Here is a 15,166-nt window from a genome sequence, read left to right as displayed (position 1 = left end):
CCGCTCTTTCACTCTTTCGCTCTTTACATTTAGAATTGCAGATTAGCGCCTACTGTAAACGTACGTGGGTTCGGGTAGTGACCGGTATCGACGTTCATGAGCTTGATGCTGTTGTTGAACGCACCGATCTCAGGGTCGTAGCCCGAATAATTCGTAAAGGTTTTCAGGTTTTGAATCGACCCGTACACCCGCAGGTTGCTTATTTTTACCCGGTTCAACAGCGTCTTGGGAAGCCGGTAACCCAGCGTGATATTTTGAATGCGCATGTATGATGCATCTTCAATGTACCGATCCGACATAGCCGTGTTGTTCTTGTTGGTGTTCGTGAACCGGGGTAACGCACCATTTTGATTAGCTTCGGTGTAGCGGTCCGTTACCGTATTCAGCTGGTTGGTGTAGGCATTGTTCAGGCCCTCTAACTGCCAGCGGAGGAAGTTATAGGCTTTGGCACCCTGACTACCCTGCAAAAACAGCGAGAAATCGAAGTCGCCATAGTTGAGTGAATTCGTGAAGCCCCAGGTGAATTTCGGCAGTGGACTTCCGATGAAGGTCAGATCCTGCGCGTCAATTTTACCATCGCCGTTAATGTCTTTGTAGCGAATATCCCCAAGCCAGGTTTCGGTCTGGTTCACTTTGTAGCCAAACTGCGGCAGACTGGCGTCCAGATCAGCCTGCGTACGGAACAATCCATCCGTTACCAGACCCCAGAACGAGCCAACCGGGCGTCCGGGAGTAGTGTGCGTGATGAGGTAGTTGTTGTAATACACCTTACCATCCAGTGCCGAAGCTGCACTGGCGGCCCGGTCATAGCTGTTGGTAAATTGTGTGAACACAACATTGGTCTTCCATCTGAAATTACCCTTTTTGATGTTGGTCGATGTAATGCCAATATCAATGCCGGTATTCGTCATCTGTCCCGCATTACCCAGTGGCGCTTTCAGATCATCCCACTGGTCGCCTACCCCAATCAGGTTTGGACCGGTCAGGAAGATGATCATGTCCGATGTTACTTTCTTGTACACATCAATCGTAGCGTCGATGCGGCCGTTAAAGAAGCCAAGGTCGACACCCGCATTGGCCGTTCTAACCGACTCCCATTTCAGATTCGGGTTCGGAATACCATTGATCATATTCGACGAACCGAAACCCACCGGGCCGGAGAAGAACTGAACAGCGCCCACATAGGCAGGGTTTGGTGCCCCGCCGGGGAAGTTCTGGTTACCAACAATACCGTAGCCCAGACGAAGTTTAGCATAGCTCAGCACTTTCGAGATATCCCCTTTCATGAATTTCTCGTTTGACAATGTCCAGCCAGCCGATACACCGGGGAAGTAACCCCAGCGATTGTTAGGCCCGAAGTTCGAGGAACCATCGGCCCGGAAACTGGCCGAAAGCGAGAAACGATCATCGTATGTATAATTGGCGCGGGCGAAGTACGACTCCATAGCCCACTGGCCTTTACCCCCACTCAGGCCCCAGGTTGTCTGGTCGGCGCTACCGGTGTTGAGGTCAAAGATGTTTGCCTGCAAATCAACTTTAGTACCCGAAATCGACTGGTAGTAGGATTTCTGCGCCTGATGGCCCAACGTAGCCTGAATGCCGTGTTTCTTGAAGTACAGATTGTAATTCAGGTAGTTGGTAATCGAGTAGTAATAACTGTCCGACCGCGAGTCGATCAGTTTACTGCGGAACGACGTACCGCCCACGTTACCGGCTTTTTGAAAGGCGATGTTGTTGTCCTGACCTAACGAATACGATAATTCGTTGCGAAGCGACAAGCCTTTCAGCAACTGAAACTCGGCATACAGGCTACCAAAGATGTTATTTGACGTTTTGGTATTGCCCCGGTACTGGCTATTACCGACCAGGTTGGCGTTGTTGTATTGTACCCCACCTACCGTTTGGCCACCGCCCCACGAACCATCAATATTTTTTACGGGAACCAATGGGCTGGTCGATGCGCCATTCCAGATCGTTCCTTCGGCGGCATCGGCCAGGGACACATTCTGGATACTGCGCGATACGTTGGCACTAATACCTACTTTGACCCAGCTTTTTAGCTGTGTATCGAGGCTGAAGCGCGACGAATACCGCTTGAAATCAGAACCCAGCAGAATCCCCTTATTGTCGAAGTAGTTCAGCGACAGGTAATAGGTCGTTTTATCGCGGCCACCCGAAAAACTCAACTGGTGGTTGTTGATCGCACCGCGCTGGAACATAGCCTCCTGCCAATCGGTACCTGGCCCGAGCAGATCAGGGTTTTTAAACTCATCGGCAACCGGGTTACCAATGATGGGTAGTACCTCATTCTGGTAGCGGGCAAAATCAGGCAGCTTCATCAGATTCAGCCGGCGAGCCACTTCCGAAACGCCCGTATACATTTCGTAATTGATTTTCCCTTCGCCCTGTTTGCCTTTTTTGGTGGTTACCATGATTACCCCGTTGGCCGCCTGCGAACCGTAGATAGCCTGCGCTGAAGCATCTTTCAGGACGTCGATCGACTCAATATCGTTGGGGTTCAGCATGGCCATTACGCTGTTTCCGGTTTGGCCATCGCCACCGCCCAGACCGGCATAACCCGTGCTGTTCGATGTATTACCGCCAATAAACGGTACGCCGTCGATCACAAACAAAGGGTCGTTGCTATTGATGGACGTTACCCCACGAACCTTCACCGAAACACCACCACCCGGCTGACCACCATTGCTGGTTACGGTTACACCGGCAGCTTTCCCCTGCAACAGCTGATCGATACCAGCCGCAGGAATGTCTTTCAAATCGGCGGCTTTCACGGTGGTAATCGACGATGTTACGTCCGACCGTTTGGCCGTACCGTAGCCAATAACGACGACTTCGTCCAGCGACTGATCGCCCGACTGCATGGTGATGTTGAGCGTTGTGCGCGTGCCCACCTCAACTTCCTGCGTTTTCATCCCGATAAACGAGATAACCAGCACTTTCGACCCGGCAGGCATATTGATCGAGAAAGCCCCGTTGACATCCGTTGTCGTTCCGAGTTGCGTACCTTTTACGGATACTGTTGCACCCGGAAGCGTACCGCCTTTTTCGTCGGATACGACTCCTTTAATCAGAGCCTTAACATCCGATTGTTTATCGACGCCTGTTCCGGCACCTTTTGTTGTAGCCAGAACAGCAGGTTGTTGAGCCTGGGCAAGTCTGGAAATTGTTCGATCCTGAGCGTGGACAGCCAGCCAGCTACTCAGGACGAACATGCCTGAAAGCATATGTTTATTCATAAGGTAGATAATTGTGAACTAAGGATATAGAGCAAGTAGGGAATTAAAATTGTACCACACCTAACCGGTTAATCAACTGCCGGAAATTCTATGCGATAGCCGGTATGGTTGGTGTTTGTTTTTTTATGGGCAGTGAAATCATAACGGACGTTCCTTTCCCGATTTCGCTTTGCCACATAACCTGCCCGCCGAGGTAGGCAATGCGTGACTTGATATTGGCGATACCATTTCCCCTAGACATCATGTTGTCGAAATCAGCTCCGCGCCCATCGTCATCGACACTAATAAGGGTTGTTTCGTCACTAGCCATAAGCTGCACAGTAACCGTCTGAGCATTAGCATGTTTAAGGGCATTGTTGAGTAACTCCTGAACAACCCGGTAAAGCATAACCGACGATTCGTCGTCCAGTGCAGGCACTTCTCCGTAGTGTTCCAGAATCAGCTTCGTCTGGTTAACCAGATTTAGCTTTTGCACCAGATCTTCAAGGGCGGGCATCAGTCCAAAAGTCGAGAGCGCATACGGGCGCAAATTGTTGGAAATCAGCCGGGTTTCGGTACAGGCTTCATCTAAAAACTGGTTCAATGGTTCTTTTACGGATAAGGGTAACTGTTCCTGATGTGCTTCGACAAACAACTTTATTCGCGACAGTTGAATACCCAGTCCATCGTGCAGATCGCGGGCAATACGACTACGTTCTCCTTCCTGTCCTTCAATCATGGCCCGCAACGATTTAAGCTCCAACTGCCGAATTTGCTGCCGGGCAATAACCGTTTCCTGATGCGCAATCAACTTTTGCTGACGACGTAAAAAGATCAACGCGCCCACACCCAATACGCTGATAAGCAACCCAATGGCCAACATTGAATTTAATACGTGTTGGTTATGGCTTTGCTCTTCAACCAGTTGCTTCTCAACGGCCAGTGTCTTGATCTGGCTATCCAGCTCCTGCAATCGAATGCTTTTTGTCTGTTCGGACGTGTAGAACTGCGTTATAAAATCCTGCGCTTTCAACGAAGCCGAGTAAGCGTTTTTGTAGTCCCCCACCCGCGAATAACTATCTGCTTTGTGCTTCGATAATTCCCGCAGCATCGACAGGTTATTTTCCAGTTCAGCTAACTGATAACTTTTATCATAAGCGGCCAGTGCTTCTTTCGAATGGTTCCTGAACTGTTCGACGATGCCCAGATAAAAGTGATTCAGCGAAATTAACCACTTAACGTTCAGACGCTCAGCAATTGCCAGACTTCGGATGGCGAAGTATTGAGCCGAATCAGGCTGTTTGATACGAGAGTACGTATTAGCCAGCAAATTCAGGGCAAAAGCCTGCGAATAAGCCTGTTTATACCGTACACTCATCTGCTCCGTTTCACGTAACTCAGTCAATAGTCCCTTAGGGATAGGGTTTTTCTGTTGAGCTATGTCTGCCAGACCCAGGCGGCACTCAATCACTTTTGGTATATTTTTAGTCCGCTCAAAATACTGACGCGCTTTAGTAAGGTACTTTTCGGCGTATGGCTGCATGAAGTAATCATGCGTGTAATAATCGCCAATGACAATATGCTCGTTATAATAGCCCGCCGAATCGCCCGTCAAACTATAATATTTCAGCCCGTTGAAATAGGCATCCATCGTGTATTTATTGTAGCCATAGTGCTGATGGTAAAGCCAGCCTAACGATTCGTATGATTTAGCCGCCTGTCCGTATTTTTTGTCCAGCACCAACTGACCGATTTGTTTTTTCAGGCTATCTATAGACGCCGGTTCCGACAATGCCCACCCTTCCCCATACCAGCCACTCGCCCCAAGGAAGAGACTAACCAATACCCATTTTTTGGGAAGCCGGAAGAATTTAAAATACGACGACATTGTGCCAGAATAACAATCAACCATCAATCAATGTATTGCATCTCCATTGCGGTCTTAATCAGCAAGGCCGTGTTGGGCACACCAAACTTCATGAGCAAGCTGCTCCGATGAAACTCAACCGCTTTAGCACTCACAAACAGTTGGGTGGCCATTTGCTGGGTTGTCAAGCCCTGCGCCATGAGCATAAGCACCTCCGATTCACGGGGGGTAAGGTTCGGTTTCACCCCTACGCCAGCGGCCGATTTACGGGTCTTTGGGCCTTCGTTTAGCAGGATGTGCGTAATCGTTTCATTGAAATATTGTTTCTCGTTATGTACCGTCTTAATAGCCTGTAATAGCTCGGTTTTGGTTGTATTTTTCAGTAAGTACCCTTTTGCGCCTTTTTTCACCACCCGTTTTATCAGGCTGGCATCGTCGTGCATGGTTAGGGCAACAACTTTTGTTTTCGGATAGGTACGGGTAATATGTTCACACAGGTTCAATCCATCTTCGATTTGCGGAAATGAAATATCCAGCAAAACCACATCAACTGATATCTGACTTAACCGATCAACGACCGAACCAACGGTATAACAGCGCTCGGTTACTTTGATATCCAGTGCCCCCGAAATAAGCGAATCGATACCCTCAACAAATACATTATGATCATCCGCAATCAGCACCCGTATCATATAAGTTCATCATTTCGTACAGTACGCACAAGCACTCTTTATTACTAAATTTTCTTGCTGACATACTAAAATCGTACTCATAAAATTTAATCGATTACCTATTTAATTGTACGATAGAAATAAATAGAATTTTGTTTAGCAAAAGTAGGACTAAGTTCACTACACATAGAATAGTGAAAACCCGATTTCAACTAAATTTAGGGAAAACCCTAGATAGGTAGCCTATCGCATTATTGAAGAGGTAACCGAGGGCGAACGGCTTTCTTTGCAACGCTCGTTGATTCTATTGTCGCCGACGTACACCAACCTGAATCGGCGGGGGGTGCTGCCTGCATTGTATCACAGTTTTCAAGTCGTTGCTGAAGATCCCGTATTTTCCTTTCCTGCTGACTGAGGTTCCGCTGGAGATCAATTGTTGTATCTTTCAACTGCTGGTGTCGGTGATTGGCAACACTAAGCAAAGCCATAATGCCAATTAGTAGTACAAATACTATTGCTATGAGAGAAAACACTACTCCTCGACTTACAGCACGCATAGTAAGGTGTAAAAGGCGCAAATTAAAAAAACCAATGCCCATAAAAAAACCTGCTAACCGTTGATTAGCAGGTTTGGCACTATATGCTTTAACTACTTAGCGAGCGGCACCGTAATCCTGCCCGGCACTTTCCGGGAAGTTTTTCATGATGCTGGTAACCGTTTCGCGGAAGGCCTGATCCCGGTCACGCTCTTTATTTCGGGTGTTCAATTGGCCCGTAGCCCAACCCTGCCAGATAATATCGTTTGTGCGAGCATCGAGTACGTTAATAACAACCCGGTTCTCTTCATACTGCCGGGAGTAAACGCCGTTGTTCATACCACCATATCCCCACATTGAATAAGGTGAGTACATGCCGTTGGATTGAATTTGCTGTTTGTCTTTAGAGTCCATAAAGAACCGGATCACCAAATCAGCTTCGCCCTGGGTTACGGGTTTGTAGCCGCGTGCTTTCAGCGATTGATCGAGCGCATCGGAAATACGACGCTGGTTCAGGTTACTACCCACAATGGGGTCAGCATTACGTTGGCGGTCGGCCTCGATACGATAAGTGGCAAACTGCCGAACGTTCACTTTAGGATCGTAGTCGTATTTGACCGTAATGGCCGGAGCGCAGGACGCCAGCGTGCCGGCGACTAACAAACTGGTGATTATGCGGTTGATTTTCATTTTTTTGAATCGTTAGTTGGTATCGAACCGATTAGTAAACGTTAAAAAAAAGCCGTTCGTATATCCCAACTTAATAACTAAAAACGAGCTTCATTCGTTCGGATTTCCATCGTAGAACAGGCGTAAATATAGGGGCGCAATGCCTTACTAATCAGCACCATTTTGGCCGTTAAGGATTTTTAACAGACTCTTAATCCGTTATAAAAAAAGCCACTACCCGGCTGGGCAGTGGCTTTTTTTATAACGGATTAAGAGTCTGTCGATTTAGGCGCTGGCCAGTGCTTCGGCACCACCCACGATTTCGAGAATCTCGGTCGTAATGGCCGCCTGACGCGTCCGGTTGTACACCAAACGAAGTTCTTTCAGAAGTTCGCCCGCGTTTTCAGTCGCTTTATCCATCGCCGTCATCCGTGCACCGTGCTCCGATGCGTTCGAGTCCAGAACGGCTTTGTATAACTGAATCTTAATCGTTTTAGGAATTAATTCCGTAATAATCTCAATCTCCGATGGTTCGAATATGTAATTAACAGAGGCTGTTGTAACACCTGCCTTCGACGAACCGGCGGTATCTGCCGAAACGATTGGCAGCATTTGCTCCGTCCGTACAATCTGCATGGCGGCATTCTTAAACTCGTTGTAGATTACTTCGACTATATCGTAGCGACCGTTGGCAAAGCCATCCATCGCTTCTTCTGCAGCCGTTCGAACTGAAGCAAAACTCAACTTGGTAAACGCATCCACGTGTGAGGTGTTGACCTTAAAGCCCCGGCGCTGGAACGCTTCAGCGCCCTTTTTGCCAATGGCCATAATCTCAACGTTACCCGAGCGAGCCTGCGCCGAATATTTCTCATCCATTACGCTCAGGGCGCCTTTCACCACGTTTGTGTTAAAAGCACCACACAAGCCGCGGTCTGAGGTAACCACAATCAACAGGACACGCTCAACCGGGCGAGCCTGTCTGTAGGGATTCTCCGACGCACTTTCTGCACCGGCCGAAACAGTACCGAGCATCTGGCTCAATTTCTGAGCGTAAGGCCGCAGTTGTGTAATATTATCCTGCGCCCGGCGCAACTTGGCAGCCGCCACCATTTTCATGGCTTTAGTGATCTGCTGAGTCGAATTAATCGACGTAATCCGAGCGCGTACTTCTTTTAGAGATGCCATGTGTAGTTTTCGGTTTGTGGTTTTCGGTTTACAGTGGGTCGACGCACCAGCAAATCCTGCGTCAGCTTACCATAAGCCGAAAACCGAAAACCATTTTAATAATTTGCAGACAGGTCAGCCGCTACTTTCTTCAATGCTGCCGTGCTTTCGTCGGTCAGTTTACCGGCACGAAGATCGTTCAACACGGTTGGATACTGGGCGCTCAGAATCATAGCGAATTCGCTTTCAAACGTTTTCACTTTGTTAACAGGCACTTTGTCGAGCAACCCATTTACCGACGCATAGATAATAGCCACTTGCTGTTCAACCGGCACCGGCGAATACTGAGGTTGTTTCAGCATCTCCTGATTCCGACGACCGCGTTCGATAGTCAGTTTAGTCGATGCATCGAGGTCAGAACCGAACTTGGCAAAGGCTTCCAGCTCGCGGAACTGAGCCTGATCCAGTTTCAATGTACCAGCCACTTTCTTCATCGACTTGATCTGAGCGTTACCACCCACCCGCGATACCGAAATACCTACGTTGATGGCCGGACGGATACCCGAGTTAAACAAGTTCGATTCCAGGAAGATCTGACCATCCGTAATCGAAATTACGTTTGTTGGGATGTAAGCCGATACGTCACCCGCCTGGGTTTCGATAATTGGCAGAGCCGTTAGCGAACCACCACCTTTAACCCGGTCTTTCAGGCTTGGGGGAAGGTCGTTCATCGTCTTGGCGATATCGTCATTCTGGTTGATTTTGGCTGCCCGCTCTAATAAACGGCTGTGCAGGTAGAACACGTCTCCCGGATACGCTTCACGTCCTGGTGGACGACGCAACAGCAGAGACACTTCACGGTAAGCAACAGCCTGTTTCGACAAATCGTCATAAACAACCAGTGCCGGACGACCTGTATCGCGGAAGAACTCACCAATGGCGGCACCCGTAAACGGTGCAAAGAACTGCATAGGTGATGGGTCCGATGCGTTGGCGGCAACGACTACCGTGTAGTCCATAGCACCGGCCCTACGCAGTGTTTGCTCTACTTGCTTCACGGTCGATGCTTTCTGACCGCAGGCTACGTAAATACAGAACACCGGTTCTCCTTTGTCGTAAAATTCTTTCTGGTTAATGATGGTGTCGATAGCCACCGCAGTTTTACCTGTCTGACGGTCACCGATAATCAATTCACGCTGGCCCCGGCCAATGGGGATCATGGCGTCGATAGCCTTGATACCTGTCTGTAGTGGTTCGGTAACGGGTTGGCGGAAAATTACGCCCGGTGCTTTACGCTCCAGCGGCATTTGGTACAATTCACCCTGAATAGGACCCAGACCATCAATCGGTAAGCCGAGGGTGTTTACCACACGTCCCAGAATGCCATCGCCAACGTTTACGTAGGCAATTTGATCGGTACGTTTTACGGTATCACCTTCTTTGATTTCTGAGTAATCGCCGAGCAAAACAGCTCCAACGTTATCTTCTTCGAGGTTCAGGGCCATTGCCTGAAGACCATTGTCAAAAGACAGCAACTCGCCGGCCTGCACTTTCGAGAGGCCGTAGATACGCGCTACGCCGTCGCCGATTTGCAGCACCGTACCGACTTCTTCGAGTTCAGCCTCGGTTTGTGTTCCGGCCAGTTGTTGGCGAAGGATGGCTGATATCTCGTCGGGTCTTACGGATTCCATATGTGTATAATGAAAATTTAATGTTGGTTTTTCGGCCGCAAAGGTATGATTAAAATTCGATAAAACTGCGATGAAACGGAGAAATAACGGCTGAATGTTAGACTTTTCCGATAATCCGGTCTCTCTCTTTCGACCACTAACCGAAGTCCATAAACCGTTCATCCAAATTAACCGTAGTTTAAGCCGTTAAAATTGATATACGCCAACTTTTAAACTACTTTTATTCATCTAACCGTACAAAGAATCAGTCCCCGAAAAACGGTCTGTTTTTTGCTGTTTTTTATCAAACTCACCTCTTATTAAACTTTTATCCTACTCATTCACGTTTTAGTAGTGTATTTCATTTCCTTCATATTACACCCCCGTTTCGTTTTTTCGCATGAAGTTCAACCAATGGATGCTGACCGGTATTGCGTCAGCCGTTTTTGTCGCCGGTAGCGCGACTGCCCAAGTAAAAAAAGCACCGGTAAAAAAGGCTGTTCCAGCCAAGTCAGCCTCAGCCGCTAAACCAGCTTCGGCAGGAATGGCGATAACCTCCACACAAGACTCTGTTAGTTATAGCATTGGGTTATTTATGGCCCAGAATCTGAAACAGCAAGGCATATCTGATCTGAACAACGCCTTGTTGATGCGCGGCCTTAACGATGCGTTAAGTGGTCAGGCAACGCAGTTAACACAAACCCAGGCCGGGCAGGTAATGAATAGCTATATGCAAAAGCAGATGGCTGTTCGCAATGCGGAGGGCATTAAGGCCTCGGCCGAAAACAAAAAGATTGGTGATGCATTTTTAACTGAGAACAAAGCCAAGTCAGGTGTGGTTACTACCAAGAGCGGTCTGCAATATTCCATTGAGAAAGAGGGTACTGGCGCTAAACCGGCAGCTACCGACCGGGTTAAGGTACATTACACCGGCAAAACGCTGGATGGTAAGGTATTTGACAGTTCAGTAGAGCGTGGTCAACCCGCCGAATTCGGTGTGAATGAAGTGATTAAAGGCTGGACTGAAGCCCTCCAATTGATGCCTATAGGATCGAAATGGAAGCTTTATATCCCGGCTGATTTAGCTTACGGAGACCGTGGAGCTGGCGCCGATATCAAACCCGGCTCAACATTAGTCTTCGACGTGGAGTTGCTTGATATTGTAAAACAATAAGTGAATTGTGAATGAGAGAATGAGCGAATAAAATAGGGCAACCACAATTATTCATTCATTGTCTCATTCACTCATTCTCAATTAACCCTGGGTAATGTAGATGAAAAAGTATCTGGTAACCCTAGTGCCCGTGCTGATGCTCAGTTTTCAGCCGGATTCGCCATCGAATGGCGCACCTAATGTCGATTCGAACGGCATGTCAATTAGTAAAAGTCAGGGGAGCACGTTGTCTTCCCCAACTTCCGTGTCGGTAGGCGTTGACCTGAAGCCGTCTATTTCTCAGGAGAAAGTCGAAGCACTCGTCGCTAAGCTTTTAACGCAGTACCACTACCGTAAGGTGCCGTTAAATGACTCACTGTCATCGGTAGTATGGGACAATTACCTGAAGGAAGTAGATGGTAACAAAGCTTATTTGCTGGCGTCGGATGTGGCTTCGTTTGAGAAATATCGGTACCAGATTGATGATGCCCTTATTAACGGCGATCTAACAGCCGCTTATGATCTCTACAATGTGTTCCGCAAGCGGTATCAGGAACGCAGTGAGTTCATAAAAGAGCAAATCAAGAAGCCGTTCACGTTCACTGCCGATGAAAGTTTCAACACAGATCGGGAGAAAGCGGCCTGGCCGAAAACGGTAGAAGAGCAGAACGATTTATGGGCAAAAATCCTGAAAAATCAGGAGCTGGAGTTACGGCTGGGCAATCGGAAAGACAGCGCTGTGGTGGCCCTGATGACTCAACGGTATACCAATCTTGACAAAGCAATCAATCGCTATAAAAGTGCCGACGTGTTTCAAATGTATATGAACTCGTTTGCCGAAGCGCTTGACCCGCACACTAACTATTTATCGCCTACGAATGCCGACCGTTTCAATCAGGAAATGAGTCAGTCACTGGAAGGCATTGGTGCCATGCTGCGCGAAGACGGTGATTATATCCGTATTACCGATGTGCTGCCCGGTGGACCAGCCTTCAAAAGCAAATTACTCAATAAGGAAGACAAAATTGCGGGGGTAGCTCAGGGCGATAACGGCCCGATGGTTAATACCATGAACTGGCAAGTCGATGAGGTTGTCAAGCTGATCAAAGGGCCTAAAGGTACCGTTGTTCGTCTGCAGATCATATCGCCGAATGCACTGGCAGGGGCTCCACCAAAAGAAATCCGGTTGGTGCGGGAAAAAATCAAACTCGAAGAACAACGGGCCAAGAAAGAAGTCATTGAAGTAACAGACAATGGCAAGCCATTCAAGATCGGGGTCATTAACGTGCCTATGTTCTACCGTGATTTTGAAGGCGCTCGTAAACGTGAAGAAGGTTTCAGCAGCACAACAAGTGATGTAAAGAAGTTCGTTGAAGAACTAAAAGAAGAGAAAGTGGATGGCATTGTTATTGACCTTCGCGATAACGGTGGTGGATCGCTGACCGAAGCTATTGACTTGACCGGTATATTCATTCCAAAAGGCCCGGTCGTTCAGGTAAAAGAATCAACCGGCGAGACGGAAGTCTATTCTGATAAAGATGGTGGTATGGTGGCATACGACGGTCCATTGGCCGTACTGGTTAACCGATTCAGTGCCTCCGCTTCAGAAATTTTTGCGGCTGCCATTCAGGATTACAAGCGTGGTATCATTGTAGGCGGTCAAACGTTTGGCAAAGGAACGGTGCAGACATTGATCGATCTGAACCAGTGGTTGCCAAAAGAACCAGAGAAAGTAGGTCAGGTAAAAATGACCATCCAGAAGTTCTACCGCATCAATGGCAGCAGCACACAGCACAAAGGTGTAACGCCGGATGTGCAGTTACCGTCGGCGTTTTCAGCAGAAGAATATGGTGAAAGCTCCCAGCCAAGCGCGTTGCCCTGGGATCAGATCAACTCGACCCGCTACGACCTATCACGTGGTTTGGACGACAAGATCCTGACTCGCCTGCGAGATCGTTTTGACCAGCGGCTTAAGTCAGACCCGGAATTGAAACAATTGTCGCAGGACTTAGCCGATTTCAAAAAGGCGAAAGCAAACACAGTTGTCTCATTGCAGGAATCGAAACGCCGGAAAGAACGTGATGAAGCTGAACGCAAACGCGCAGCAGCCAATAAAGTATCGCAGGTATCAGCCCCGGTAGATGAAACAGGAGCGCCAGCCACTGGAACACCATCAAGCGGAACAACAGTTGCCGGTGCAACGCCCAAGAAGAAAAAAGACCTGTATCTGAATGAAGCAGGGCTGGTTTTAGCCGATTATATCATGGCCGCGCATCTGGCTGTCAATAAATAAGCTGAACGTAGCATCCAGAGTAAACAGGAAACGAGCATCAGACCGATGCTCGTTTCCTGTTAGTAGTCATCTTATATTTATTAATTTATCCGTTTCTACGTGTGGTATTTTCTCATTAAGCAACGAACGCTCGAAAGAACTCAACTCCAGTACCTTCAAAAGGCAGCTACTTTAACCGAAGTAGAAATTTTTAACGAACCGTTCGAAAACTGGCTTGTGTTCTCTGTTGAAAAAGACGCCTATACCGCCTTCATGGACTACCTCGACCGGGAGGGCATTGCGTATGACCTAACCGCTACCCGACCAACCCGCGATGAGATGCTGGCATCAATGCGCTGAGGGACTTAGCTTATCCATTATTTCGCGACTTGGTTTGCTGATAGTACCGGGACGCCAGTCTCAAAGAATAACGTTGCCCTCCGGAAAAACCGCCAGGTCAACAGTACAGCGGCAATACTCAGACCCGCCAGTAGGCCGACCCAAACGCCAACGGCATCCATACCAAACGGAAAGGCCAGGACGTAACTCAACGGCAAGGCAACTACCCAATAGGAAAACAGGGTAATCAGCGTCGGTATATTTACGTCCGACAAACCACGCAAACCACCCAATGCTACCACCTGTACGCCATCTGACAGTTGAAAAAACCCCGCCATAATGACCAATGAGGCAGCAATAGTCATCACCTCCGGGCTGTCGCGAATGTAGAGCGATACCAGCCAGTCATTTGCCGTAAGAAATACAACAGCGGTTATGCTCATAAAACTTATGGATAACAGAAAGGCCGCTACCCCTGCCCGCCAGACACCGTCGCGGCTGAACTGACCCACAGCCGCACTAACTCGAATGGCCGCTGCCGATGAAATCCCCGTTGCCATCATGTAGGTGACAGACGCCATATTAATCGCAATCTGGTGAGCTGCCAACTGTGCTTCGCCAAGCCAGCCAACGATAACGACTGCTAATGAAAAGGTAGCTACTTCGAAGAAAAACGTCAGTCCGCCAGGAATTCCGAGCCGAAGTATAATCCAGGCTTCACTGGCGGTTGGTAGTGCGTTAAACTCTTTTTTCAAATAGGGTCGAAAATGCGACGTTCGATACACATAAGCCAGCATGGCCCCCGCCATAAACAACCGCGACAACAACGTAGCCATAGCCGACCCCATTAGCCCTAAAGCTGGAATTGGACCAAATCCTTTAATGAGCAGGTAATTGAACAGTGCATTTACGGCCAATGCGGAAAGCGTAATGGCCATCGCGACCCGTGGATAACGAAGGCCATCACACAATTGTCGCGTTGCCACAAAGACCAGCAAGGGCAGTAGCGAAGCACTGAGAATCAACATGAAATTGCGCGCTAGTCGTGTCACTTCGGGCGTTTGCCCAAACAGGTCGAAATTGTAGGCCAATAGCACCGACAGCCCCCCAACAAGTACGCTCAGCAGAAGCGCCACGCGCAGGCCAGCCCGAAAAAGGCGGTTTACAGCCGCTGGCTCATCCTGACTATTTGCTTTGGAAACCAGAGCGGCTACAACCGAGAGGCCACCAACACCAATGCTCGACATCAGAAACGAAAGAGAATTGGCCAGTCCGGCGGCACCCAATGGCAACGCACCCAGCAAGCGTCCAACGAACAGGTTGTCGGTAACACCCATCAATACGACGCCTAACTGAGCAATAATAATAGGGATACTGAGCCGAAGCGTATCGGAAAATTCAGCGCGGTAGGTGGTCAGCAATGGGCGGATGGCAATAGACATAGCGTATTAATGAGAACATATCGGGCCACAAAGATAGTATTTCTCCCCTCGCGGTGCCCATATTACCTGCCCGGAACCCTACGCTCATTACCCCTTGCCCCTTGGCCCATTCCTTCGTACTTTTGTTTCTTTATAACCTATCGGGCA

Annotated in this window: 11 protein-coding genes; 3 read left to right on the top strand and 8 right to left on the bottom strand. The window is 48.6% G+C overall.

The window, feature by feature from the left end; all coding sequences use genetic code 11:
• Positions 1-29: 29 nt before the first annotated feature.
• The 7 genes from CWM47_RS24425 to atpA form a co-directional block, all read right to left on the bottom strand.
• Positions 30-3,257 carry a SusC/RagA family TonB-linked outer membrane protein gene (locus CWM47_RS24425; RefSeq protein ID WP_100990814.1) on the bottom strand — a complete coding sequence of 1,076 codons (3,228 nt, stop codon included), beginning with the start codon at positions 3,255-3,257 and terminating at the stop codon, positions 30-32.
• Positions 3,258-3,345: 88 nt separating this feature from the next.
• Positions 3,346-5,124 (bottom strand): sensor histidine kinase, encoded by a 1,779-nt coding sequence (locus CWM47_RS24420; RefSeq protein WP_100994029.1) that lies wholly within the window; start codon positions 5,122-5,124, stop codon positions 3,346-3,348.
• A gap of 23 nt (positions 5,125-5,147) precedes the next feature.
• Positions 5,148-5,795, bottom strand: coding sequence for a response regulator transcription factor (locus CWM47_RS24415; protein ID WP_100990813.1), 648 nt, complete (start codon positions 5,793-5,795; stop codon positions 5,148-5,150).
• 230 nt (positions 5,796-6,025) lie between these two features.
• On the bottom strand, positions 6,026-6,262 hold the full coding sequence (locus CWM47_RS24410; RefSeq protein ID WP_206170540.1) for a hypothetical protein: 237 nt from the start codon (positions 6,260-6,262) through the stop codon (positions 6,026-6,028).
• Positions 6,263-6,427: 165 nt separating this feature from the next.
• A complete protein-coding gene (locus CWM47_RS24405) occupies positions 6,428-7,000 on the bottom strand; it encodes a DUF4136 domain-containing protein (RefSeq protein ID WP_100990812.1) in 573 nt (190 codons plus the stop codon).
• Between the two features lie 264 nt (positions 7,001-7,264).
• Positions 7,265-8,164 (bottom strand): ATP synthase F1 subunit gamma, encoded by a 900-nt coding sequence (gene atpG / locus CWM47_RS24400; RefSeq protein ID WP_100990811.1) that lies wholly within the window; start codon positions 8,162-8,164, stop codon positions 7,265-7,267.
• A 95-nt stretch (positions 8,165-8,259) separates the two neighbouring features.
• The gene (gene atpA, locus CWM47_RS24395; RefSeq protein WP_100994028.1) at positions 8,260-9,834 is read right to left on the bottom strand and encodes a F0F1 ATP synthase subunit alpha; all 1,575 of its coding nucleotides are present in this window, start codon (positions 9,832-9,834) and stop codon (positions 8,260-8,262) included.
• A 379-nt stretch (positions 9,835-10,213) separates the two neighbouring features.
• On the opposite strand from atpA, the gene CWM47_RS24390 reads away from it, so the two are divergent.
• From CWM47_RS24390 to CWM47_RS24380, 3 genes are all read left to right on the top strand, one after another.
• Positions 10,214-10,987: an FKBP-type peptidyl-prolyl cis-trans isomerase gene (locus CWM47_RS24390; protein WP_262511977.1), complete on the top strand. Its 774-nt coding sequence runs from the start codon at positions 10,214-10,216 to the stop codon at positions 10,985-10,987.
• 100 nt (positions 10,988-11,087) lie between these two features.
• Positions 11,088-13,259: a carboxy terminal-processing peptidase gene (locus tag CWM47_RS24385; RefSeq protein WP_100990809.1), complete on the top strand. Its 2,172-nt coding sequence runs from the start codon at positions 11,088-11,090 to the stop codon at positions 13,257-13,259.
• Between the two features lie 99 nt (positions 13,260-13,358).
• Entirely contained in the window at positions 13,359-13,598 is a 240-nt protein-coding gene (locus CWM47_RS24380) for a hypothetical protein (RefSeq protein WP_100990808.1), read from the top strand.
• A 17-nt stretch (positions 13,599-13,615) separates the two neighbouring features.
• Here the strand turns inward: CWM47_RS24380 and CWM47_RS24375 are convergent, their stop codons facing one another.
• Positions 13,616-15,019, bottom strand: a complete 1,404-nt coding sequence (locus tag CWM47_RS24375) for an MATE family efflux transporter (protein WP_100990806.1) — start codon at positions 15,017-15,019, stop codon at positions 13,616-13,618.
• Positions 15,020-15,166 lie beyond the last annotated feature (147 nt).

The sequence above is a fragment of the Spirosoma pollinicola genome (assembly GCF_002831565.1).
GTDB lineage: Bacteria > Bacteroidota > Bacteroidia > Cytophagales > Spirosomataceae > Spirosoma > Spirosoma pollinicola.
This window is presented reverse-complemented; position numbering and strand designations above follow the sequence as displayed.

What these genes read in the sequence shown, in the direction of transcription:
- CWM47_RS24425 (WP_100990814.1), bottom strand. Translation starts at nt 3,257, where the DNA reads ATGAATAAACATATGCTTTCAGGCATGTTCGTCCTGAGTAGCTGGCTG.
- CWM47_RS24420 (WP_100994029.1), bottom strand. Translation starts at nt 5,124, where the DNA reads ATGTCGTCGTATTTTAAATTCTTCCGGCTTCCCAAAAAATGGGTATTG.
- CWM47_RS24415 (WP_100990813.1), bottom strand. Translation starts at nt 5,795, where the DNA reads ATGATACGGGTGCTGATTGCGGATGATCATAATGTATTTGTTGAGGGT.
- CWM47_RS24410 (WP_206170540.1), bottom strand. Translation starts at nt 6,262, where the DNA reads ATGGCTTTGCTTAGTGTTGCCAATCACCGACACCAGCAGTTGAAAGAT.
- CWM47_RS24405 (WP_100990812.1), bottom strand. Translation starts at nt 7,000, where the DNA reads ATGAAAATCAACCGCATAATCACCAGTTTGTTAGTCGCCGGCACGCTG.
- atpG (WP_100990811.1), bottom strand. Translation starts at nt 8,164, where the DNA reads ATGGCATCTCTAAAAGAAGTACGCGCTCGGATTACGTCGATTAATTCG.
- atpA (WP_100994028.1), bottom strand. Translation starts at nt 9,834, where the DNA reads ATGGAATCCGTAAGACCCGACGAGATATCAGCCATCCTTCGCCAACAA.
- CWM47_RS24390 (WP_262511977.1), top strand. Translation starts at nt 10,214, where the DNA reads ATGAAGTTCAACCAATGGATGCTGACCGGTATTGCGTCAGCCGTTTTT.
- CWM47_RS24385 (WP_100990809.1), top strand. Translation starts at nt 11,088, where the DNA reads ATGAAAAAGTATCTGGTAACCCTAGTGCCCGTGCTGATGCTCAGTTTT.
- CWM47_RS24375 (WP_100990806.1), bottom strand. Translation starts at nt 15,019, where the DNA reads ATGTCTATTGCCATCCGCCCATTGCTGACCACCTACCGCGCTGAATTT.